18 protein-coding genes and 1 pseudogene are annotated in these 20907 nt (G+C 63.2%); 9 read left to right on the top strand and 10 right to left on the bottom strand.

Annotated features, from left to right (window positions below):
- Positions 1–184, bottom strand: a pseudogene (locus tag K288_RS0135415) (IS5/IS1182 family transposase); the annotation flags it as partial.
- A gap of 227 nt (positions 185–411) precedes the next feature.
- On the opposite strand from K288_RS0135415, the gene K288_RS0135410 reads away from it, so the two are divergent.
- Positions 412–1185, top strand: coding sequence for an AAA family ATPase (locus tag K288_RS0135410; protein WP_027583798.1), 774 nt, complete (start codon positions 412–414; stop codon positions 1183–1185).
- Positions 1186–1200: 15 nt separating this feature from the next.
- Positions 1201–1956, top strand: coding sequence for an AAA family ATPase (locus tag K288_RS0135405; RefSeq protein WP_027583797.1), 756 nt, complete (start codon positions 1201–1203; stop codon positions 1954–1956).
- 88 nt (positions 1957–2044) lie between these two features.
- Here K288_RS0135405 and K288_RS47480 read toward each other — a convergent pair whose 3' ends face one another.
- The 4 genes from K288_RS47480 to K288_RS0135385 form a co-directional block, all read right to left on the bottom strand.
- Positions 2045–2686 carry an HAD hydrolase-like protein gene (locus tag K288_RS47480; protein WP_043161539.1) on the bottom strand — a complete coding sequence of 214 codons (642 nt, stop codon included), beginning with the start codon at positions 2684–2686 and terminating at the stop codon, positions 2045–2047.
- A 118-nt stretch (positions 2687–2804) separates the two neighbouring features.
- Positions 2805–3368 carry a hemerythrin domain-containing protein gene (locus K288_RS47475; RefSeq protein WP_043161537.1) on the bottom strand — a complete coding sequence of 188 codons (564 nt, stop codon included), beginning with the start codon at positions 3366–3368 and terminating at the stop codon, positions 2805–2807.
- A 311-nt stretch (positions 3369–3679) separates the two neighbouring features.
- Positions 3680–6655, bottom strand: a complete 2976-nt coding sequence (gene uvrA / locus K288_RS0135390; RefSeq protein WP_027583795.1) for an excinuclease ABC subunit UvrA — start codon at positions 6653–6655, stop codon at positions 3680–3682.
- A gap of 309 nt (positions 6656–6964) precedes the next feature.
- The gene (locus K288_RS0135385) at positions 6965–7711 is read right to left on the bottom strand and encodes an outer membrane beta-barrel protein (RefSeq protein ID WP_027583794.1); all 747 of its coding nucleotides are present in this window, start codon (positions 7709–7711) and stop codon (positions 6965–6967) included.
- A gap of 446 nt (positions 7712–8157) precedes the next feature.
- Between K288_RS0135385 and K288_RS0135380 the strand changes: the two genes are divergently transcribed.
- Complete coding sequence (locus tag K288_RS0135380; protein ID WP_027583793.1) at positions 8158–8652, top strand: single-stranded DNA-binding protein; 495 nt, start codon at positions 8158–8160, stop codon at positions 8650–8652.
- Positions 8653–9058: 406 nt separating this feature from the next.
- On the top strand, positions 9059–11788 hold the full coding sequence (gene gyrA / locus K288_RS0135375) for a DNA gyrase subunit A (protein WP_027583792.1): 2730 nt from the start codon (positions 9059–9061) through the stop codon (positions 11786–11788).
- 143 nt (positions 11789–11931) lie between these two features.
- Here gyrA and K288_RS0135370 read toward each other — a convergent pair whose 3' ends face one another.
- Together K288_RS0135370 and K288_RS0135365 are read right to left on the bottom strand one after the other, a co-directional pair.
- Positions 11932–13842, bottom strand: a complete 1911-nt coding sequence (locus K288_RS0135370) for a KUP/HAK/KT family potassium transporter (RefSeq protein ID WP_027583791.1) — start codon at positions 13840–13842, stop codon at positions 11932–11934.
- 121 nt (positions 13843–13963) lie between these two features.
- The gene (locus K288_RS0135365) at positions 13964–14224 is read right to left on the bottom strand and encodes a hypothetical protein (RefSeq protein ID WP_027583790.1); all 261 of its coding nucleotides are present in this window, start codon (positions 14222–14224) and stop codon (positions 13964–13966) included.
- A 215-nt stretch (positions 14225–14439) separates the two neighbouring features.
- Here K288_RS0135365 and coaD point away from each other — a divergent pair, with 215 nt between their 5' ends.
- From coaD to queA, 5 genes are all read left to right on the top strand, one after another.
- The gene (coaD, locus tag K288_RS0135360; protein ID WP_027583789.1) at positions 14440–14937 is read left to right on the top strand and encodes a pantetheine-phosphate adenylyltransferase; all 498 of its coding nucleotides are present in this window, start codon (positions 14440–14442) and stop codon (positions 14935–14937) included.
- A gap of 142 nt (positions 14938–15079) precedes the next feature.
- Positions 15080–15643, top strand: a complete 564-nt coding sequence (locus tag K288_RS0135355; protein WP_027583788.1) for a peptidylprolyl isomerase — start codon at positions 15080–15082, stop codon at positions 15641–15643.
- 51 nt (positions 15644–15694) lie between these two features.
- On the top strand, positions 15695–16087 hold the full coding sequence (locus K288_RS0135350) for a TonB C-terminal domain-containing protein (RefSeq protein ID WP_244443376.1): 393 nt from the start codon (positions 15695–15697) through the stop codon (positions 16085–16087).
- Entirely contained in the window at positions 16063–16527 is a 465-nt protein-coding gene (locus tag K288_RS0135345; RefSeq protein ID WP_027583786.1) for a peptidylprolyl isomerase, read from the top strand. The genes K288_RS0135350 and K288_RS0135345 overlap by 25 nt, the downstream gene beginning before the upstream one ends.
- 128 nt (positions 16528–16655) lie before the next feature.
- Complete coding sequence (gene queA / locus K288_RS0135340; protein WP_027583785.1) at positions 16656–17747, top strand: tRNA preQ1(34) S-adenosylmethionine ribosyltransferase-isomerase QueA; 1092 nt, start codon at positions 16656–16658, stop codon at positions 17745–17747.
- Between the two features lie 35 nt (positions 17748–17782).
- On the opposite strand, the gene K288_RS0135335 is transcribed toward queA, so the two are convergent.
- From K288_RS0135335 to K288_RS0135325, 3 genes are all read right to left on the bottom strand, one after another.
- A complete protein-coding gene (locus tag K288_RS0135335; protein ID WP_051334911.1) occupies positions 17783–18394 on the bottom strand; it encodes a PepSY domain-containing protein in 612 nt (203 codons plus the stop codon).
- Between the two features lie 534 nt (positions 18395–18928).
- Positions 18929–19642, bottom strand: a complete 714-nt coding sequence (locus K288_RS0135330) for a TetR/AcrR family transcriptional regulator (RefSeq protein ID WP_043161534.1) — start codon at positions 19640–19642, stop codon at positions 18929–18931.
- Between the two features lie 87 nt (positions 19643–19729).
- Positions 19730–20767, bottom strand: coding sequence for an aspartate-semialdehyde dehydrogenase (locus K288_RS0135325; protein ID WP_027583782.1), 1038 nt, complete (start codon positions 20765–20767; stop codon positions 19730–19732).
- Positions 20768–20907 lie beyond the last annotated feature (140 nt).

Below are 20907 nucleotides of genomic sequence, written 5' to 3'. Positions count from 1 at the left end.
GCCGTGTCGGCAGTGGCGGCCGGCCCGCCTTGTCCTCATACACCGCACCGAACCGCTGTTCCAGGACCGACCAGTCGATCGTCCGCGAAAGCTTCACCAGTGCATGATCCATGTCGAGGATCGCGTCCAGCCGGGAGCGCAGAAGATCGGCCTGTCCGCTGTCGCGTCGTTCCTTTGGCTTCATCGTCCCCTCCGGTCAGACCGAGGGAATCACGACGCGCGATTCGGCGGTATCCTCAAATGCAGATTTGCAAGCTTTTGCGGCGTCAAACCCCGAAAGCTTGCAATCTCAAACCCCCTCACGACCGAAAAATCGACTCCACATCAATGGCTTGGGCGATTCTTCACGGACGACCAGATAATCAGCCAGAGATTGAAGCTCTGAACTGCGTCGGTTGTTAGGTGCGCCCCATGGCCTCACGAAGAAGCCGAACCATCAATCTGCCGGCGCCCTATCTCAAGCGCATCTGGCTGGATCCGACCCGCATCACGGATCGGGAGGCTTATCCATTTTGCCTGCCTTTACTGCGGGACGATTTCGAGCTGAGCTTCGAGCGTGCGATCACCATCATCGTCGGCGAGAACGGCACCGGCAAGTCCACCTTGCTGGAGGGGATTGCGGCGCTGGCCGGATTTGACGAAGCCGGCGGCGGCAACGGGTATAGGCCGGTCGATCATTCGGAAGCGATTGAGGCAATGGGCGGCGAGCTTGCGACCGCCCTTCGCGCGAGCTGGCTACCCAAGATCACCAAAGGCTGGTTCTTCCGTGCTGAGAGCTTCTTCTCGGTGGCGAGATATCTGGACGAAGCCGCGCGGGACGACCCATTCGGACCGCCGCCGCCCGACTTCCTCTCGCACTCCCACGGCGAAGGCTTCTTGCGCTTCTTCGAGGAGCGCTGCCAGCGCCAGGGTATCTTCATCTTCGACGAACCCGAGTCCGCGCTGTCGCCCGCGCGCCAGATCGAATTCCTGAAACTGCTGCGCCGCATGGACGTAACAGGGCATTGCCAGGTGCTGATGGCCACGCATTCGCCGGTGCTGATGGCCTATCCCAACGCGACGCTGTTGCGGCTGACGAAATACGACCTTGAGCCCATTACCGTCGAGCAGACAGACCACTACAAGGTGATGCGCGAGTTCTATGCGGACCCGGTGGGCTTCGTAACGGCGGCGATCGAGGAATAGAGTGGGGCGGGGGACATGGGCCGAAGACGAAATCGCACGACCAGCCTCCCTGCGCCTTATCTGAAGCGGATCTGGCTCGATCGTTCCCTTGTTCCGGATTGGGAAGCCTATCCATTCTGCCTTCCGATCTTCAGGGACGAGTTCGATCTGAGTTTCGAGTCAGCCATCACCATCATCGCCGGCGAGAACGGGACCGGCAAATCGACCATCCTCGAAGGCATTGCAGCGCTTGCCGGGTTCGACAGCGGTGGCGGCGGCAAGGGATACAGCGCGATCGATCATTCCGAGGCCATCGAAGTAACGGGCGAAGACCTTTCAGTTGCGCTGCGCGCCGGTTGGTTACCCAAGGTCACCTACGGCTGGTTTTTCCGGGCCGAGACGTTTTTCTCGGTCGCAAGGTATCTGGATCAAACCAGCCAATCGGCACCCGACTATCTCTCCTATTCTCACGCAGAGGGCTTCCTCTACTTCTTCGAAGAACGCTGCCAGCGCCAGGGTATCTTCATCTTCGACGAGCCGGAATCCGCACTGTCGCCTGCGCGCCAGATCGAATTCCTGAAGTTGATGCGCCGGATGGACGAGAGCGGCCAATGCCAGATCATCATGGCCACCCATTCGCCGATCCTGATGGCCTATCCAAATGCGACGCTGCTGCGGCTGTCGAAATACGGATTGGAGCCGGTGAACGTGAAGGACACCGATCACTACAGGGTCATGCGCGAGTTCTGCGATGATCCCCATGGGTTCGTCCAGGCGGCGATCGAGGAGTGAGGGAAGCGTAGGGTAGGTAGAGCGTAGCGAAACCCACCATCCTGCCGCTTGCTAGGAAGGCGATGGGTTTCGCTTCGCTCTACCCATCCTACGGGATCGTCTCCGATGCTAGCAGAAAGCCGGTAATATCCTCCATCCGCTCGAACATCAGGTCAGGCCCGAGTGCTCGCAGCCTGGCGGGCGCCGCGTAGCCCCATGATACGGCGCCGCAGGCGATGCTGGCGGCGCGGGCGGCCTCGATGTCGCGGGTTTCGTCGCCGATCGCGATCGCTTGCGAGGGCGCGAGATCGGCACGTTTGACGACGCGGCGGAATTTTGCGGCCTTGCCAAAGATCGATGCTCCACAATCGAGCCAGGAGAAGTGCGCTGCGGCCTCGCCTAGCAACCGGCGCGCATTCGCCTCACTGTCCGACGTGACGAGCGCGAGCTGCAGGCCGCCGTCCTTGAGCGCGCGCAACATGGTCTCAGCGCCTGCAAACAACGGGATGTCGGCAAGATGCTCCGCTTTCAGCCGCCGCATGTGCCGGGCGATGACAGGTATCTTCCACGCCGGCACCTCAAGCCGCACGATGATCTCGCGCGAGCCGGCATGCCGCAGCTCTTCGACGTCTTCTTCCGCGACGCGGCGGAAGCTGAACCGGTCCGCGACGTCGTTCACATTGCGCAAGAACCAGGGAAAGCTGTCTGCAAGCGTGCCGTCGAGGTCGAAGATGACAAGGGAGTAGGGCATTGGGCGCGAGAAGGAATAGCACGCGCCGAGAGAATTGCGAAATTCACAAATTGAAAAGCAGTCGCAAAGTTGCGATCAGCATTGAGCCTTCGCCGCACGCGCTCAAACCACAATTGTACTAGCGTCGCTCGGCTTCGGCCTCCTGCTCCAGTTGCAAGATATGCACCCGCAATGCATCGAACCTGGCTTCCGTGGCGTCGCTGAACAGCGGATCCTTGTGAGGGGACAGGGCTGAAGCGATTTCGGTCCAATCGTCAGGCTGCAATGCCTTCTGCGCGGCGGGGAAGAAATCACGATCCTCCATCCTGATGTGACGCCGCTCATGTTGCAGGAAATCGCGAACGATCCGGTCCACGTCTTCACGAAGGAACTCGCGATCGGCAAGTACGCCATCGACGGCTTTGGCGACGCGATGCAAGCGCTTGGCGCCTTCCCGATGCTCATGCGCGAGATCGCCGATTTTCTCGGCAGCGGCGGGATCGCGAATTCTCAGCCTGGCGAAGACACGGTCTTCCTGAGCATGGTGGTACATTTCAGTATAGACTTCGAAATAGGCGATGATAGCGCGGATGACCTCGTAGTCCGGTCGGCCCGAGCGATCGAAAATATCCAGTTCGTGCTCAAGGACGGCAAGCAGCCGTTCAATGTTGCGGTGCTCTTGGCTTAACAGCTCGATGATCATTGCGGTGATCCACAGGGGTGAACCATCAAAGAAAAATAGGCGATAAAATCATCGTGGCATTTGCGTTAGATCAAGGTCGCATCGAATTTGGCGCTGCCGCGTAAACCGACGTGGCAAGGCGACCAGTGTCGGTGACTCGGTCCTCCCGTGTTGGCAGGACGCAAATGGCTGGCGTGTCCTTCTCCGTCGCCGACATACTCATGGCGGATGTGCCGCGCCTGGTCGATCGTTGGGCATCCACAATCAACTGCGGCGGCCCTCGGGCCGCGTTCACTTTGCTCCACTACAGTGAAAGTGGACCGGGAAACCCGTCACTCCGCCGCTTCGCTGGCGCTGCTCTTCTTTGGCCTGCTGTTTGCCTTCTTCAGCACCGGCGCCAGGAATTTGCCGGTGTAGCTGCGCGGCGCCTTGGCGATGTCCTCCGGCGGACCCCAGGCGACGATTTCGCCGCCGCCGTCGCCGCCTTCGGGGCCGAGGTCGATCACCCAGTCGGCGGTCTTGATGACTTCGAGGTTGTGCTCGATGACGACCACCGTGTTGCCCTGGGCGACCAGCTCGTGCAGCACCTCCAGCAGTTTGGCGACGTCGTGGAAGTGCAGGCCGGTTGTGGGCTCGTCCAGGATGTAGAGCGTGCGGCCGGTGGCGCGCTTTGACAGCTCTTTTGCCAGCTTGACGCGCTGGGCTTCACCGCCTGATAGCGTGGTCGCCTGCTGGCCGACATGGATGTAGTCGAGACCGACGCGGTGCAGGGTCTGGAAGGTTTCCCGCACGCGCGGCACCGCCTTGAAGAATTCGGCGGCTTCTTCCACGGTCATGTCGAGCACATCGGCGATCGACTTGCCCTTGAACAGCACCTCCAGCGTCTCGCGGTTGTAACGCTTGCCTTTGCAGACGTCGCAGGTGACGTAGACGTCGGGCAGAAAGTGCATCTCGATCTTGATGACGCCGTCGCCCTGGCAGGCCTCGCAGCGGCCGCCCTTGACGTTGAATGAAAAACGTCCGGGCTCATAGCCGCGCGCCTTGGCTTCGGGCAGGCCGGCGAACCATTCGCGGATCGGCGTGAAGGCGCCGGTATAGGTCGCCGGATTGGAACGCGGGGTGCGGCCGATCGGCGACTGGTCGATGTCGATGATCTTGTCGATATGCTCCAGGCCCTCGATGCGGTCGTGGGGTGCGGCGGCTTCGCTCGCATTGTTGAGCTTGCGCGCGATCGCCTTATAGAGTGTGTCGATCAGGAGCGTCGACTTGCCGCCGCCGGAGACGCCGGTGATGCAGGTGAACAGCCCCAGCGGGATCTCCGCCGTGACGTTCTTCAAGTTATTGCCGCGCGCGTTGACGACCTTGATGGTGCGCCGATGGTTCGGCGGCCGCCGGTCGGGGATCGGCACCGAAAGCTCGCCGGTGAGATATTTGCCGGTCAGCGATTTCGGATTGCGCATGATGTCCGCTGGCGTGCCCTGGGCGACGATGTGGCCGCCATGCATGCCGGCGCCGGGGCCGATGTCGAGCACGTAATCGGCCAGCCGGATCGCGTCCTCGTCATGCTCGACCACGACCACGGTGTTGCCGAGGTCGCGCAGTCGTTTCAGCGTATCCAATAGCCGCGCGTTGTCGCGCTGATGCAGGCCGATCGAGGGCTCGTCCAGCACATAGAGCACGCCCGTGAGGCCCGAACCGATCTGGGAGGCGAGGCGGATGCGCTGGCTCTCGCCGCCGGACAATGTGCCGGAGGAGCGGGACAGCGTGAGATAGTTGAGCCCGACGTCGAGCAGGAAGGTCAGCCGCTCGCGGATCTCTTTCAGCACGCGCGCGGCGATCTCGTTCTGCTGCGTGTTCAGCGCCTCCGGCACGCTCTCGAACCAGTCGCCGGCGCGCTTCACCGACATATCGGCGATTTCGCCGATATGCTTGCCGCCGATCTTGACGCACAACGCTTCCGGCTTGAGGCGATAGCCGTTGCAGGCGGCGCAGGGGATGTCGGTGAAATATTTCGCCAGCTCCTCGCGCGCCCACTCGCTCTCGGTCTCGCGGTAGCGGCGGTTGATGTTGGTGATCACGCCCTCGAACGGCTTCTTGGTGTCGTAGGAGCGGACGCCGTCCTCATAGGAAAACTTGATCTCGTCGTCGCCGGAGCCATGCAGGATCGCGTTCTGCGTTTTCTTCGCCAGGTCCTTCCACTTGGTGTCGAGCGTGAACTTGTAGTGCTTGCCGAGCGCGGTCAGCGTCTGCAGGTAATAGGGCGAGGAGGATTTGGCCCACGGCGCGATCGCGCCCTTGCGCAGGGACAGCTCCTTGTCCGGAATGACGAGGTCCTCGTCGACATGCTGCTCGACGCCGAGGCCGCCGCATGCGGGGCAGGCGCCATAGGGATTGTTGAACGAGAACAGCCGCGGCTCGATCTCGGGAATGGTGAAGCCGGAGACCGGGCAGGCGAACTTTTCCGAGAACAGGATGCGCTCGGGCCCGCTCTTGTCGTGGATCTTGGCGGTCTTCTTCTTTTCCTCCGCAGGTGCCGCGGCAGGCGCATCGGCGAATTCGATCACCGCCAGGCCCTCGGCGAGCTTGAGCGCGGTCTCAAAGCTTTCCGCGAGCCGCTGGCCGATATCGGGACGCACCACGATGCGATCGACGACGACGTCGATGTCGTGCGGAAACTTCTTGTCGAGGGTCGGCGCTTCGGCGAGCTCGTGGAAGGTGCCGTCGATCTTGACGCGCTGAAAGCCCTTCTTGAGATATTCGGCGAGCTCCTTGCGGTACTCGCCCTTGCGGCCGCGCACGACCGGCGCCAGCAGATAGAGGCGTGTGCCCTCGGGCAGCGCCAGCACGCGGTCGACAATCTGCGAGACGGTCTGGCTCTCGATCGGCAGCCCCGTGGCCGGCGAATAGGGCACGCCGACGCGGGCCCAGAGCAGGCGCATGTAGTCGTAGATCTCGGTGACGGTGCCGACGGTGGAGCGCGGATTCTTCGAGGTGGTCTTCTGCTCGATGGAGATGGCGGGCGAGAGGCCGTCGATCTGGTCGACGTCCGGCTTCTGCATCATCTCCAGGAACTGGCGGGCATAGGCCGAGAGCGATTCGACGTAGCGGCGCTGGCCCTCGGCATAGATGGTGTCGAAGGCGAGCGAGGATTTGCCGGAGCCGGACAGGCCGGTGAACACGACCAGCCTGTCGCGGGGAATCTCGACGTCGATGTTCTTGAGGTTGTGCTCCCGCGCGCCGCGGATGGTGATGGCACGCGTTGAGGAGCCGGCGTTCTGTTGGCGCTTCGCCCTGATCACTTCATCCATATCGGCATTTCCAGGCGCTGGTAAGCGCGCCACGTTACGGGCGCGCGTCGTCGGAAATCCGTACCACGGCGCCGATGGGGTGATGCTGGAACATAGGAAGAACGCGTGATGATTTCCAGTGCTCAGGACGAATCATCAACGATTTGTTTCCGATCGCATTTCTCGCGCGGAGCTTTGGCAGTAGATGGCAGCAAGAAAAGGCTCGCGCAAGCAGAGCTTCGCGGGCGAGCGTCTCGGAACAAACGGCTCGCAAACAAAAAGGCCGGCGCGAGGCCGGCCTTTTCTCAGGATCGATATCCGATCGCGCGATCAGTAGCGCGGGATGAGCGGGCCACCCCACTTGTAGTTCACGCGGACGGTGACCATGTCGACGTCCTGGCTGACATTCTCCGTGGTGAAGAGCGTGCCGGGCACGCCAACGACGCCATTGTTGATGAAATCGTAGGAGCGGTCGCCGAGGAAGATGTGGTCGTACTCGACACCGACCGACCAGTTCGGCGCGAAGCCGTACTCGACGCCGGCGCCAACCACGGCACCCCAGCGGGTGTCATCGATGGTGTCGGTGATCGGCACACCGGTGAAGGTGTCACGAACGCGATAGCGATTTGAGGTCACAGCCGCACCGCCCTTGACGTAGAACAGTACGTTGTTGGCGGCATAGCCGATCTGGCCGGTCAGCAGGCCGAACGCGTCGATCTTCGACTCGTTGGTGTCGATGCCCGTCAGCAGGCTGACGTTGCTGCCCCGGAAGTCAGCCCAGTTGCCCTGGCCTTCAACGCCGAACACCCAGGTGCCGGTCTGCCAGCGATAACCGATCTGACCACCAGCGGTGCCGCCATCTGCGTCGTGGCAGCCGTCACCGAAGCCGACGACATCCCAGCAAGCGTGGCTCGTGCCCCAGCCGCCGTTGCCACCGATATAGAACCCGCTCCAGTCATAAAGGACGGCGATGGGCGCCGGCGGCGCCTTGGTATAAGGTCGCGCGGCAAGATCGGCAGCCGAGGCCGGCGCAGCCAGCGCAACCAAGGCAACCGTTCCAAGCAAAAACTTCTTCATCGTAGCTCTCCAGCCTTTGTTCGCTTCAATTGGTCCCGAAGCGTTACGGTATTAAAGACGCGAGCGCCGCGCCGTCGTTTTAGGCATAACCCGATTCAACCGGAAATACCGTCGCCGAAAGGCAACACTTAACGGCGAAGTACGCGTAACATAAGTTAGTGATTTGTTTGGCATTTTCGGGAACCCGGGATCGGATTTCGGGTTCCGTCCCCGCTGCACCAAAATTGGCCACGATGTCGCCATGATCACGGCAAGTTGTGGAGAACAAAGATGGAACACTGGCGCGGCAGGCGCTATATGTGGATAATTGCGGGATTGGCCGGAATGGCTGCGCCGGTGGCATCGGCGAGTGTATAGGGTCCGTCAGCAATGTAAGATGTGGTTAGCGAAGACTGAATGTGTCGGCCGTACGACCGGCCGGCCCGGTGATTGAGTGGAGAGCGGCGATGGCGGGAAGCGTGAACAAGGTCATTCTGGTGGGTAATCTCGGCAAGGATCCGGAAATCCGGCGGACCCAGGACGGCCGCCCGATCGCCAATCTGAGCGTTGCGACCTCCGAGACCTGGCGCGATCGGGCCACCGGCGAGCGCAAGGAGAAGACCGAGTGGCACCGCGTCGTCATCTTCAATGAGGGGCTCGCCAAGGTCGCCGAGCAATATCTGAAGAAGGGCGCCAAGGTGTATGTCGAGGGCCAGCTCCAGACCCGGAAGTGGACCGACCAGAGCGGGGTCGAGAAATATTCGACCGAGGTGGTGCTGCAGGGCTTCAACTCCACCCTCACGATGCTGGACGGCAAGGGCGGTGGCGGCAACTTCTCCGACGACATGGGGGGTGGCGGTGGTGGCGATTTCGGGGTCAGCGGCCCCTCGAGTTCCGCGCCGCGTCGGGCGGTGCCGGCCGGCGCCCGGAACAACGACATGGACGACGATATTCCGTTCTGATCGAGCGGCAGGTTCCCGGAGCGCATCGTGCGAGGAGGGAAATCTCCTCGCACGACTGAGGTGCGGGGCAGAGACTTATCCTCTTGGATTGCCATAGGACGTGCGTATCAAGCGATTGATATCGCTTGATACGATGCAGCCGGGATTCCGGTAGCCCAAGTTAATGTGAATTGTGAGGAGATTGAGCTAACCGCGAAGACGGCTGAGCTCGGGGCGCCCGGATTGGCGGGCGGACATTTCGCTTGCCCGCGGCGCGTCCAAACGGCGTTCCCGCGAAACGTGCGCCAATCCCGTAAGTCTATGAAAAAACGAAGGGAAAAACCGGTCGCCGCGATCGTTCAGGGGTGGTTATCGGACTCCCGATACGCTATATGATTCTGCAGTAGAACCGATCCGGATTCCCCCTTTGGCAGACCCCGAAGACGACACGCCCGGCGAGCCGCCGGAGCCCTCAGACATTCGTCCCGTTTCCATCCTCGACGAGATGAAGAAGTCCTACCTCGATTACGCAATGAGCGTGATCGTGGCGCGGGCGCTGCCGGACGCGCGTGACGGGCTCAAGCCCGTGCACCGCCGCATCCTGTATTCGATGTACGACCAGGGGCACACGCCGGACAAGAAGTACGTCAAGTCCGCGCGCGTGGTCGGCGACGTCATCGGTAAGTATCACCCGCACGGCGACCAGTCGATCTACGACGCCATGGTGCGCATGGCGCAGGATTTTTCCATGCGCGTGCCGCTGATCGACGGCCAGGGCAATTTCGGCTCGGTCGACGGTGATCCGCCGGCCGCCTATCGATACACCGAAGCGCGCCTGACGCGCGCGGCCGAGGCCGTGCTTGCGGACATCGAGAAGGACACGGTCGACTTCCAGGCCAACTACGACAACACCGAGCAAGAGCCGTCGGTACTGCCGACGCGGTTTCCGAACCTGCTGGTCAATGGCGCGGGTGGCATCGCCGTCGGCATGGCCACCAACATCCCGCCGCACAATCTCGGCGAGGTCGTGGACGCCTGCGTGGCGCTGATCGACAACCCGGCGCTCACCATCGACGAACTCATCAACATCATTCCGGGGCCGGATTTCCCCACCGGCGGCATCATCCTCGGTCGAGCGGGTATCCGGGCATCCTACCATCTCGGCCGCGGCTCGATCGTGATGCGCGGCAAGGTCACGATCGACACGCTCCGAAAGGATCGCGAAGCGATCATCATCACGGAAATCCCGTACCAGGTTAACAAGGCCAACATGGTCGAGCGGATTGGCGAGCTCATCCGCGAGAAGAAGATCGAGGGGATTGCCGATCTGCGCGACGAATCCGACCGCGAAGGTTTCCGTGTCGTGGTCGAACTGAAGCGCGATGCGATGCCGGACGTGGTGCTCAATCAGCTCTACCGCTTCACGCCGCTGCAGACCAACTTCCCGGCCAATATCCTGGCGCTCGATTCCGGCCGCCCGCAGCAGATGAACCTGAAAGATCTGCTGACGATCTTCGTCGCCTTCCGCGAACAGGTGGTGACCCGGCGAACCAAATACCTGCTCGGCAAGGCGCGCGACCGCGCGCACCTCCAGGTGGGCCTCGCCATCGCGGTTGCCAATATCGACGAGGTCATCCGCGTGATCCGCTCTTCGCCGAATCCGGCGACCGCGCGCGAAACCCTGATGTCGCGCGATTGGCCGGCGCGGGACGTCGAGGACATGATCACGCTGATCGACGATCCGCGCCACCGCATCAATCCGGACGGCACCATCCGCCTTTCACTGGAGCAGGCGAGGGAAATCCTCGACCTCCGGCTGCAGCGCCTGACCGCGCTCGGCCGCGACGAGATCGGCGCGGAACTCACCAAGCTCGCGGCCGAGATCTCCGACTATCTCGACATCCTGCGCTCGCGCGCCCGGGTGCAGGCGATCGTCAAGACCGAGCTCGCCGAGGTGAAGGCGGAGTTCGCCACCCCGCGCAGGACGGTCATCGTCGAGCAGGAAGGCGAGGTCGAGGACGAGGATCTGATCCAGCGCGAGGACATGGTGGTAACGGTGTCGCACGCCGGCTATGTCAAGCGCGTGCCGCTGTCGACCTATCGCGCCCAGCGCCGCGGCGGCAAGGGCCGGGCCGGCATGCAGACGCGCGACGAGGATTTCGTCAGCCGCGTGTTCGTGGCCTCCACCCATACGCCGGTCCTGTTCTTCTCCTCACGCGGCCAGGTCTACAAGGAGAAGGTCTGGCGATTGCCGATGGCGGCGCCGAACGCGCGCGGCAAGGCACTGATCAACATCCTGCCGCTGGAGCAGGGCGAGCGCATCACCACGATCATGCCGCTGCCGGAGGACGAATCCTCCTGGCGCAACCTCGACGTGATGTTCGCCACCACCGGCGGCAACGTGCGCCGCAACAAGCTGTCCGACTTCGTCGACGTCCGCCGCTCCGGCATCATCGCCATGAAGCTGGAGGAGGGCGAGGCGATCGTCGACGTGCAGATCTGCACCGAGCATGACGACGTGCTGCTGAGCGCCGCCGGCGGCCAGTGCATCCGCTTCCCTGTCACGGATGTGCGCGTCTTCACCGGCCGCACCTCGATGGGCGTGCGCGGCATTTCGCTCGCCGAAGGCGACAAGCTGATCTCGCTCGCAATCCTGCGCCATGTCGACACGACCTCGGACGAGCGCTCGGCCTACTTGAAGATGCGCCGCGCGGTCGCGGGCGAAGCGGTCGTCGAGGAGCCGGCGGAGACCGAGGCCGAGGAGGCCACGGGTGCAATCCAGCTCTCCCAGGAGCGCTATGTCGAGATGTCGGCGCAGGAGCAGGTGGTGCTGACGGTGTCCGAAAACGGCTACGGCAAGCGGACCTCGTCCTACGAGTACCGCACCACCGGCCGCGGCGGCAAAGGCATCGTCGCGATGAGCGTCAACAGCCGCAACGGCAAGCTGGTAGCCTCGTTCCCGGTCGAGGAGGCCGACCAGATCATGCTGGTGACCGACAAGGGCCAGCTGATCCGTTGCCCCGTTGGCGACATCCGCATCGCCGGCCGCTCGACCCAGGGCGTCATCGTATTCGACACCGCCGACGACGAGCACGTCGTCTCGGTCGAGCATATCGGCGAAGAAAGCGACAATGGCGAGAACGGCAACGGCGGCTAATGCCGCCGACTGCCGCCGATCAATCGAGATCACCAGAGCATTCTCGGTTCTGATCGAATCAGAACCGAAGCTCTGGATTCTCGTTTCGACGCGTTTTCTTCACGCGAACCGGCTTCCACTTCGCTCGAAAACGCTCCGGCCAGTCAGATCTCGATTTCCGTCCCGAATTCCACCACCTGTCCGGTCGGCACGCCGAAGAACGCCGCAGTGCGTTCGGCGTTGCGTTGCAGGAATGCGAAGATTGATTCCCGCCAAACCCACATGCCCGGAACGTCCTCGCGCGGGATGATGGTCTCGCGGCCGATATAGTAGGTGACGTCGGAAAGATCGATGCCGGGCAGCTTGCCCTGCCGGCAGGCGAGTTGCAGGCCCTCATAGATGGTCGGGTATTGCATGAAGCCGTAGTGCAGGATAATGCGCGTGATGCCCGGGATGATGTCGATGATCTCGGCGCGGTCGTCGTCGGAGATGCGCGGAGATTCCTCGATCTGCACGGTGACCAAAAGAACGCGTTCGTGCAGGACGTGGTTGTGCTTGACGAATTGCGTCAGCGCGAGCGGCACGCCCTTTGGCGCGGAGGCGAGGAACACGGCAGTGCCCGGCAGCCTGGCGCGGCACTTGGTGACCGCGGTCTCGATCAAATCCTCTTCCGGCTGGCGCAGTCTTGCGCGCGCCCGCTCGACCAGCTTTACGCCGCCGCGCCAGGTGAGCATCAGGAACGCGATCAAGCCTGCCAGCAGCAGCGGAAACCAGCCGCCTTCGTGCAGCTTGGTTGAGTTGGCCGCGAAGAAGATGAGGTCGATGACAAGGAAGAAGCCGTTGACGGCGAGCACGATCAGCGGCGAGTAACCCCACTGGATCGCAACCAGCGCCGCCAGCAGCGTGGTGATCGCCATCAACAGGGACACCGCGATGCCGTACGCGCCGGCGAGGGCATCCGAAGTGCCAAAGCCCAGGACCGCGCCAAGCGTCGCGGCGGCGAGCAGCCAGTTCACCAGCGGCACATAGATCTGGCCGATCGCGTCGCTGGTGGTGTGGAGGATGTGCATCCGCGGCAGGAAGCCGAGCTGGATCGATTGCTGGGTCAGCGAGAACACGCCCGAGATGATCGCCTGCGATGCGATCACGGTGGCGATCGCGGAGAAAGCGACCAGCGGATAGTGCAGCCAGTCGGGCGAGAGCTGGAAGAACGGATGGTCCAGCGCGCCCGGATCGGTGATCAACAGCGCGGCCTGCCCGAAATAGTTGAGCATCAGCGCGGGCAGGCAGACGGCGAACCAGGCGAGCCGGATCGGAAACCGCCCAAAGTGCCCCATGTCGGCGTACATCGCCTCACCGCCCGTGACCGCGAGAAAAGCTGCGCCGAGGATGGCGAAGCTGATGTGGAAATTCTGGTGGATCAGGAAATTGAAAGCATAGAACGGGCTGAGTGCCGCGAGCACCGCCGGCGCCTGGACGATGCCGTGGATGCCGAGCGCTGCGAGAACGAGGAACCAGCCGAGCATCACCGGTCCGAAAATCCGGCCGATGAAGCCGGTGCCCTGCTTCTGCATCGCGAACAGGCCAACCAGAATCACGATGGTGATCGGCACGACCGCCGGCGCCAGCGATGGCGCGTCCACCTTCAATCCTTCGATCGCGCTCAAGACCGAGATCGCCGGGGTGATTGCGCCGTCGCCATAGAGCAGGGCGGCGCCGATGAGGCCGACGAGAAGCAGCTGCGCGCGCCAGGTGCCCGGCTGGGCATGGCGCGCGTGCAGCAGCGCCAATATCGCCACGATCCCGCCTTCGCCGCGGTTGTCCGCACGCAGGATCAGGAGCGCGTATTTGATCGAAATGATCAGGATCAGCGCCCAGAGGATCAGCGATACCACGCCCAGGACGGCGTCCGGCGCGATCGTGCCGCCATGGGCGGCCGCCCTGGCTGCCTCCTTCAGTGCGTAAAGGGGACTGGTCCCGATATCGCCATAGACGACACCGAGTGCGCCGATGGTTGTTGCAAGAGGAACCGGGCTCGGCGGATGGCCTGAGGCGATGGCGTGCGTGCTTGACATCGGCGGGACCCCCGATTGCATCGCGCCCACCGGATCGTCCGAAGGACGCCACCAAGACAGCAGTCTGCGACGAGACGTCGCAAATTACCACTATGTTGCTGCGGAGCGGGGGAGGCCGGGGCTACGGCGTGCGGTCGGCGGTGACCAGGCGGGCTTCACGGACTACGGCATTGCCGCCAGCCTTGCGAAGGCAGGAAGCGTCAAAGTTCGGCCAGTTCTGCTGCGCGCAGCGATCGTTGCCCGCGGGGCGGATCTCCAGCCGGTCAGCCTTGGCGAGAGGACGGGGCACGCTGGCTTCGACCTGGGGCGCAAAGCCGGGAAGGACGGTGAGAGCGGCGGCAATGAAAGCGGCGACGGCGACGGCGGAAAGTGCCTTGATCATAACGGTTCCCTGTCAGTGGGCCTTGGCGGCCCGTCGTTTCGTTGGCCGGAGTGATAGGGGGCGCCCGTTTCCCGCTGTCTTCGCCAGGGGCGAAAATGATTTCGTTCCCCGGGGATTTTGTTTCGTCGACGCCAGACCGATGAAACATTGGGGTCTGGGCCGGTTAGGGAACCCGGCTGGCTTGCCGGCCAACGCTAGGCAGGCTAGAGGGGGATATGCCTCGCATCGCCCTTTATCCGGGCTCGTTTGACCCGGTTACCAACGGCCATCTCGACGTGGTCAAACACGCCGTCGTCCTCTGCGACCGCCTGATCGTCGCCATCGGCGTGCATCCGGGGAAGAAGCCCCTGTTTTCGGTCGAGGAGCGCCTGGCGATGCTGGAGGAAGTATTCGGCCCCGTCGCCGCGAAAGCCGGCTGTGGCTTCGAGTGCATCACGTTCGAAGACCTGGTTGTCACCGCGGCGCAACGCGCCGGTGCTACGATTCTGATCCGGGGTCTGCGGGACGGCACCGACCTCGACTACGAGATGCAGATGGCCGGCATGAACGAATCCATGGCGCCCGAGGTGCACACCGTGTTCCTGCCGGCTTCGCCGACGGTCCGGCCGATCACAGCCACCCTGGTGCGCCAGATCGCCGGTATGGGCGGCGATGTCTCCAACTTCGTGCCCAAAGCCGTTGCCTCCCGCCTCAAGGCCAAATTTCCCAGCTAGAGCATGATCCGGAAAAGTGGACACCGGTTTTCCGAAAAGATCATGCTCCAACAAAGAGCTAAAGCGGGAGGACATTTCGAAGAAAAGTCCTCCCGCTTTAGCCCCCGCACTCATCCCCTCAGGTATCCGCTCCGGAGCTTTCATGATCCGAATTCTCGCCGTTCTCGCCGCGCTCCTCTGTGTGGCTCCCGCGGTCGCGCAGCCCTTGCCAGCCAACCTGGACAAGGCCAATGCGATCGTGATCGACACCAGCAAGGGGCGCATTGTCATCAAGCTCAGGACGGACATTGCGCCGCAGCATGCCGAGCGCATCAAGCAGCTCGCGCGTGAGGGTTATTACAACAACGTGCCGTTCCACCGCGTGATGGACGGCTTCATGGCCCAGACCGGCGACGGCCAGAACTTCAACGGCACCGGCGGCTCGAAATACCCGAACCTGAAGCAGGAATTCTCGAACGTGCCCTTCAAGCGTGGTATCGTTGGGATGGCGCGGCGCGGCGACAGCGTCGACAGCGCCAATTCGCAATTCTTCATCATGTTCGCGGACGGGCCGAGCCTGAACGGCCAGTACACCGTGATCGGCGAGGTCGTGTCGGGCATGGACGTGGTCGACAAGCTGAAGAAGGCGCCCGCGGGCTCGCCGAGCGGCGCAGTGACCGATCCCGACAAGATGGTGAAGGTGCAAGTCGCATCCGACATCAAGTGAGGCTAGCCGATGCTACGCGGCAAACCATTTCTCTGGTTTGCGGCGCCGCTGATGCTGCTTGCTTGCGCGGCGCGGGCGCAGCCGGCGCCCGAGAAGCTCGATACGCTCAAGGACCTCTTCATAAAGCTGCACAGTTGCTTCAAGCCGCCGCCGTTGTCGCAGGCCAACCCGATCGACATCACGGTGATTGTCAGCTTCAACCGCCAGGGAGCGATCCTGGGCCGCCCCAAGATCACCTATGAGACGGAACAGGCCAGCGACAATGACCGTTTGCAATACCGGGTCGCCGTGATGGAGGCATTGCAACGCTGCACGCCATTGCCATTTACGGACGCATTGGGCGGCGCCGTTGCCGGCCGGCCCATGGCGATTCCCTTCAGAACCCGCAAGCGTCAACCCGAAGCCAAAGAGAGGCGAGCATGGCTGTCACCGAAAACACTCTGATCCTCGAGACCACCCAGGGTCCCGTCACTATCGAGATGCGGCCGGATCTCGCGCCAAACCACGTCGCTCGCATCAAGGAACTGGTGCGCGACGGCTTTTACGACGGCATCGTGTTCCACCGCGTGATCGACGGCTTCATGGCCCAGACCGGCTGTCCCCACGGCACCGGCACCGGCGGCTCCGGCAAGAAGCTGAAGGCCGAGTTCAACAAGGAGCCGCATGTCCGCGGCACCGCCTCGATGGCACGCGCCGCCAACCCGGATTCCGGCGACAGCCAGTTCTTCATCTGCTTCGACGACGCCTCCTTCCTCAACGGCCAGTACACGGTCTGGGGCAAGGTCACCGAAGGCATGGAGAACGTCGACAAGATCAAGCGCGGCGAGCCGGTGCAGAACCCGGACAAGATCGTCAAGGCAAAGATGGCCGCTGACGCGACTTGAGCCGACGGACACCAACTCCACTGTCATGCCCCGCGCAGGCGGGGCATCCAGTACACACCGCCGGTTGCTATATCCAACATCGTGGGTACTGGATCGCCCGCCTGCGCGGGCGATGACGGGTGCAGGGAATGCGCACCGATCTCTTCGACTTCGACCTTCCGCCTGAACGGATCGCGCTGCGGCCCGCGAGCCCGCGCGACACTGCGCGGATGCTGGTGGTGCAGGGTGACGGTGTGCTGCGCGACCGCAGCGTGACCGAGCTGCCGCAATGGCTCGAGCCGGGCGACCAGCTCGTGGTCAACGACACCAAGGTGATCGCGGCGCAATTGAAGGGCCGCCGCATCGGCCGCGAGACCGAGCCGAAGATCGAGGCGACCCTGATCAAGCGGCTCGATGGTTCGCGCTGGCAGGCGCTGGTGAAGCCGGCGAAGAAATTGGCGGAAGGCGACATTGTCCGCTTCGGCAATGAAGGCAAGGTCTGCCTACTCGGGCATCTCGATGCGCAGGTCGAAGCCAAGGGGCAGGAAGGCGAGGTGACGTTGTCATTCTCCTTCCATGGGCCTGCGCTGGACCAGGCCATCGCCGATCTCGGCGCCCCGCCGCTGCCGCCTTACATCGCCTCCAAGTGCACGCCCGATGACCAGGACGCCGCCGACTACCAGACCATGTTCGCGGCCAATGAGGGCGCGGTCGCAGCTCCGACCGCGGGCCTGCATTTCACGCCGGCGCTGGAAGCGGCGTTGCGTGGCCGCGGCGTCGATATTGTCAGACTGACCTTGCATGTCGGAGCAGGGACGTTCCTGCCGGTGAAGGCGGATGACACCTCCGAGCACAAGATGCATTCCGAGTGGGGCAGCATCTCCGCGGAGACCGCCGCTGCGCTGAACGCTGCGCGCGCCAAAGGCGGGCGCATCGTCGCGGTGGGCACGACCTCGCTGCGGCTGCTCGAAAGCGCGACGAGGGAGGATGGCACGATCCAACCGTTCAGCGGCGACACCGCGATCTTCATCACGCCCGGCTACCGTTTTCGCGCGGTCGATATCCTGCTGACCAATTTCCATCTGCCGCGCTCAACCCTGTTCATGCTGGTGTCGGCCTTCTCCGGCCTCGAGATGATGAAGCAGGCCTATGCGCATGCGATTGCGGCAGGCTATCGCTTCTATTCGTACGGCGACGCGTGCCTGCTCTTTCGCGCGCATGAGGGGCGCGAGTTTCTTTAGGGGGCAAAGCGAAGCGTGCTCACCCCTACCGACTATCAGTGCCCCTTGCGACGCGGCGGTTCGAGGATCACCTGCTTCAGATCAAGTCCGCTGACGACGATGACCACAAAGTTCAGCTTGCCGCGTTCGCGTGTCAGGCCCCCGCTGATTGCCTTGCCCGAGGTGGCGCGTTCCGCCACCCGGATCGCATCCGACAGTTGTTGCTCGACACCGGACAGCGAGGCGATGTTGGTGCGGTCCTCCGCATTGAGTTCCTTCAGGGACGACACCAGCCGATCCGTCGCGATCTCACCGGTGGCGGCATTGACGGCATGTTCCCAAAGCTGGCCGTCATGAAACGTCCTCACCCGGTACACCGGCGGTGATCCTCCATCGAAGCTGACATCGGAGGTTCTCGCGCCGGCGTGCGCCCGCTCGGCGATCTCGATCGCCCGGCTGAGCGAGACCTGGGCGGTCCGGAACAGCTCAATCTGGTGGGCGACCGCTTGGTCGTCAGATTCCGTTCCCTGTCCCTGGTCGGAAGTGGCCTCAGAGCTCGAAGGGGCGGCGGCCGCAAACGAGGGCGCGGATGCGAGCAGCGCCAGCACACCGATCACGAACAGATGCCGCGTCGTCGTGAACATCGCCCCTGTGGAGAGCGTTACCATCGATCCTCCTCCGTGGCTTCCGCAGCCGTGAGTCTCTCACCATTTGGTACTTCGATCCGGCATTTTTGAGTTCCGAACCGACATCACACCGCGGCATTTTTCGCTCAACCGCCCCTTATTTGCGTGAAGGCACGACACAATCTGGTCGGCGTCCGGATGGAACCGGAGCAAAATTGAAATACGTCGGTGTGCACGCCTCACGCCGTTCCGGCGTCCCCTGATTTTCTGCGTCCGCTCGCGCTGCGCATGACAGCGCCGCTCTGCCAACCTCATTGCCGGAAAGGACACGGCCGACCCGTATCCGGGTCGGCCGTCGAACAGCGCAAGCCGGTCGGGGGCCAGGAAAGACTCGAGTTGCGCCGGTCGAAAGTCTGCGACGGCGTGGGCACGGGCAACGTCCGGTGCGGCGGACATCACAGGCTCACTTAACGAAACAATACGGTATCGTTTAATTACCGTCAACAGCTCTCCGGCACCCGGGAGCCGCTCAAATCGTGGGGCAGCCCGCATCGACGGGCATGGCTTATCGAGTTGTCAGCGGGATGGGCGGCTCCGTGCGCCGGACCGGTGCGGCCGGCCGCTCGATCCGCCGATGCCGGCGATCAAAAGCCGCAAGGAAGCCCGCAAGCGTTTCTCCTCGGCCTTCATGTCGATCGGAATGCCGTTGGTCGCCTGCCGGATGGTGTGGCCGACGGTGATGTTGAGATAGACCTCAGCGGCGATCGTCGTGTCCTCGATCTGGAGCGCTCCGTCGGAGACCAGGCGATCAAACAGGCGCGCCATCGTCGAGACCGCTTTCCGGTAGCCTTCTTCCTCCGCAAGCCGTGCGAGTTCGGGAAAGTTGGTTGCTTGCGATGCGACGATGCGGCTCAGTGCTCCGGGCTCGGGCCCACTGACCATCACGAGCATCTGCCGTCCGAGCTCCAGCAGGCAGTGCTCGACGGAAACGCTGGAAGGCTTGCTGAACTGCATTTCCGCCGCGGTCGCGAGCGGGGAGAGCCAGCGCGAAATTTCGCGCCGCAGCACGGCCTCGAACAGGCCGCGCTTGTCGCGATAGCGGGCATACACGGTGGGCTTGCTGACCCGGGCCGTTTCGGCGACGGCGTCGATCGACGTCGCCTCGAAGCCGCGCTCCAGAAAAAGCCGGGTGGCAACCTCGATCAGCCGCAGGTCGCGCTGGATGGCCGCGCTTTTTGTCGGACGGCCGCCACGAGACTTCGCAACGCTTGGTCGTGCCGCCCGTGCCATTAACCTTGTCAGTGGTTCCGTCCTGTCCGCGCTACTATGTCCTCCGCTCTATATCGCGCGATCGTGCAGCCGTCATCGCCAATCTGCTCATGCCATCACGCGCTCGGGCAACAGCTCGGCGATCTGGACCGCGTTCAGCGCCGCGCCCTTTAGGAGCTGGTCGGCCGCCACGAATATCGAGATCGAGTGGCCGCTCGGGTCGCTCAGATCCTTGCGGATGCGGCCGACGAGCACGTCGTCCTGGCCGGAGGCGTCGATCGGCATCGGGAAGTAATTCCCGGCGCGGTCGTCCACGATCCGCACGCCCGGCGCGGCCGCAAGCAGCGTGCGCACCTGGTCCTCGCTGATCGGCTTCTCGCATTCGAAGGTGATGGCCTCGCAATGCGCGCGCAGCACCGGCACGCGGACGCAGGTGACGCCGACCGCGATCCTGTCGTCCTCGAAGATCTTGCGGGTCTCCTTGATGACCTTGGTCTCTTCGTCGTTGTAGCCGGTCTCGGGATCAACGGCCGTGTTGTGGTTGAACAGGTTGAAGGCGTAAGGGTGCGGCATCACCTTGGGCGTATAGACCTGCCCGTTCAGGTTGGCGCGGGTCGATTCCACCAGCTCTTCCATTGCGGCTGCGCCGGCGCCGCTTGCGGCCTGGTAGGTCGAGATGATCACGCGCTTGATGCGGTTCTTCTGATGGATCGGCCACAGCGGCACCAGGGCGGTGATCGCGGCGCAGTTCGGGACGGCGATGATGCCCTTGTGCTCGCGGATGCGGGACGCGTTGATCTCCGGGATCACCAGCGGCACGTTCGGGTCCATGCGGAAGGCGGAGGAATTGTCGATGACGACGGCGCCGGCCTTCACCGCGATCGGCGCGAACCTCTTCGAGACGCCGCTGCCGGCCGAGAACAGGGCGATGTCGACGCCCTCGAAGGAACGCTCGTTGAGCTCCTCGATGACGACCTTTTGCCCGCGGAAATCGATGGTCTTGCCCGCCGAACGGTTGCTCGCCAGCGGCTTCAGCTTGCGCACGGGGAAGCCACGCCGGTCCATGGTGGCGATGAACTCGGCACCGACGGCGCCGGTCACGCCGGCAATGGCAACAACGGGATCGTTCTTCACGAGGGTCTCCATCGGGATGAGAATAAGGCAATAAAAAAGCCCCGGACCTTCATCAGGCGGGGCTTCGGTTTGAGATGATGCGGTCGGTCCGACTACGCGCGCACGCCTCCCAAGGCCCCGGAGAGCTGTTTGGTCGTGGTGGTGCGTTTGGT

Origin of the sequence: Bradyrhizobium sp. Ai1a-2, from assembly GCF_000426245.1 — a bacterium.
In the GTDB taxonomy this organism is placed as follows: domain Bacteria; phylum Pseudomonadota; class Alphaproteobacteria; order Rhizobiales; family Xanthobacteraceae; genus Bradyrhizobium.
Note: the sequence above shows the minus strand (reverse complement) of the source record. Positions and strands in the feature narration are given on the sequence as shown.

Bases quoted from the DNA above. Each gene is read 5' to 3' on its own strand.
- K288_RS47480 (WP_043161539.1), bottom strand. From the start codon at position 2,686: ATGCCCTACTCCCTTGTCATCTTCGACCTCGACGGCACGCTTGCAGAC.
- K288_RS0135330 (WP_043161534.1), bottom strand. From the start codon at position 19,642: ATGGCACGGGCGGCACGACCAAGCGTTGCGAAGTCTCGTGGCGGCCGT.
- K288_RS0135370 (WP_027583791.1), bottom strand. From the start codon at position 13,842: ATGTCAAGCACGCACGCCATCGCCTCAGGCCATCCGCCGAGCCCGGTT.
- K288_RS0135335 (WP_051334911.1), bottom strand. From the start codon at position 18,394: ATGGTAACGCTCTCCACAGGGGCGATGTTCACGACGACGCGGCATCTG.
- coaD (WP_027583789.1), top strand. From the start codon at position 14,440: ATGCCTCGCATCGCCCTTTATCCGGGCTCGTTTGACCCGGTTACCAAC.
- queA (WP_027583785.1), top strand. From the start codon at position 16,656: ATGCGCACCGATCTCTTCGACTTCGACCTTCCGCCTGAACGGATCGCG.
- K288_RS0135380 (WP_027583793.1), top strand. From the start codon at position 8,158: ATGGCGGGAAGCGTGAACAAGGTCATTCTGGTGGGTAATCTCGGCAAG.
- K288_RS0135385 (WP_027583794.1), bottom strand. From the start codon at position 7,711: ATGAAGAAGTTTTTGCTTGGAACGGTTGCCTTGGTTGCGCTGGCTGCG.
- K288_RS47475 (WP_043161537.1), bottom strand. From the start codon at position 3,368: ATGATCATCGAGCTGTTAAGCCAAGAGCACCGCAACATTGAACGGCTG.
- K288_RS0135355 (WP_027583788.1), top strand. From the start codon at position 15,080: ATGATCCGAATTCTCGCCGTTCTCGCCGCGCTCCTCTGTGTGGCTCCC.
- K288_RS0135345 (WP_027583786.1), top strand. From the start codon at position 16,063: ATGGCTGTCACCGAAAACACTCTGATCCTCGAGACCACCCAGGGTCCC.
- K288_RS0135350 (WP_244443376.1), top strand. From the start codon at position 15,695: ATGCTGCTTGCTTGCGCGGCGCGGGCGCAGCCGGCGCCCGAGAAGCTC.
- K288_RS0135405 (WP_027583797.1), top strand. From the start codon at position 1,201: ATGGGCCGAAGACGAAATCGCACGACCAGCCTCCCTGCGCCTTATCTG.
- K288_RS0135365 (WP_027583790.1), bottom strand. From the start codon at position 14,224: ATGATCAAGGCACTTTCCGCCGTCGCCGTCGCCGCTTTCATTGCCGCC.
- K288_RS0135410 (WP_027583798.1), top strand. From the start codon at position 412: ATGGCCTCACGAAGAAGCCGAACCATCAATCTGCCGGCGCCCTATCTC.
- uvrA (WP_027583795.1), bottom strand. From the start codon at position 6,655: ATGGATGAAGTGATCAGGGCGAAGCGCCAACAGAACGCCGGCTCCTCA.
- K288_RS0135325 (WP_027583782.1), bottom strand. From the start codon at position 20,767: ATGGAGACCCTCGTGAAGAACGATCCCGTTGTTGCCATTGCCGGCGTG.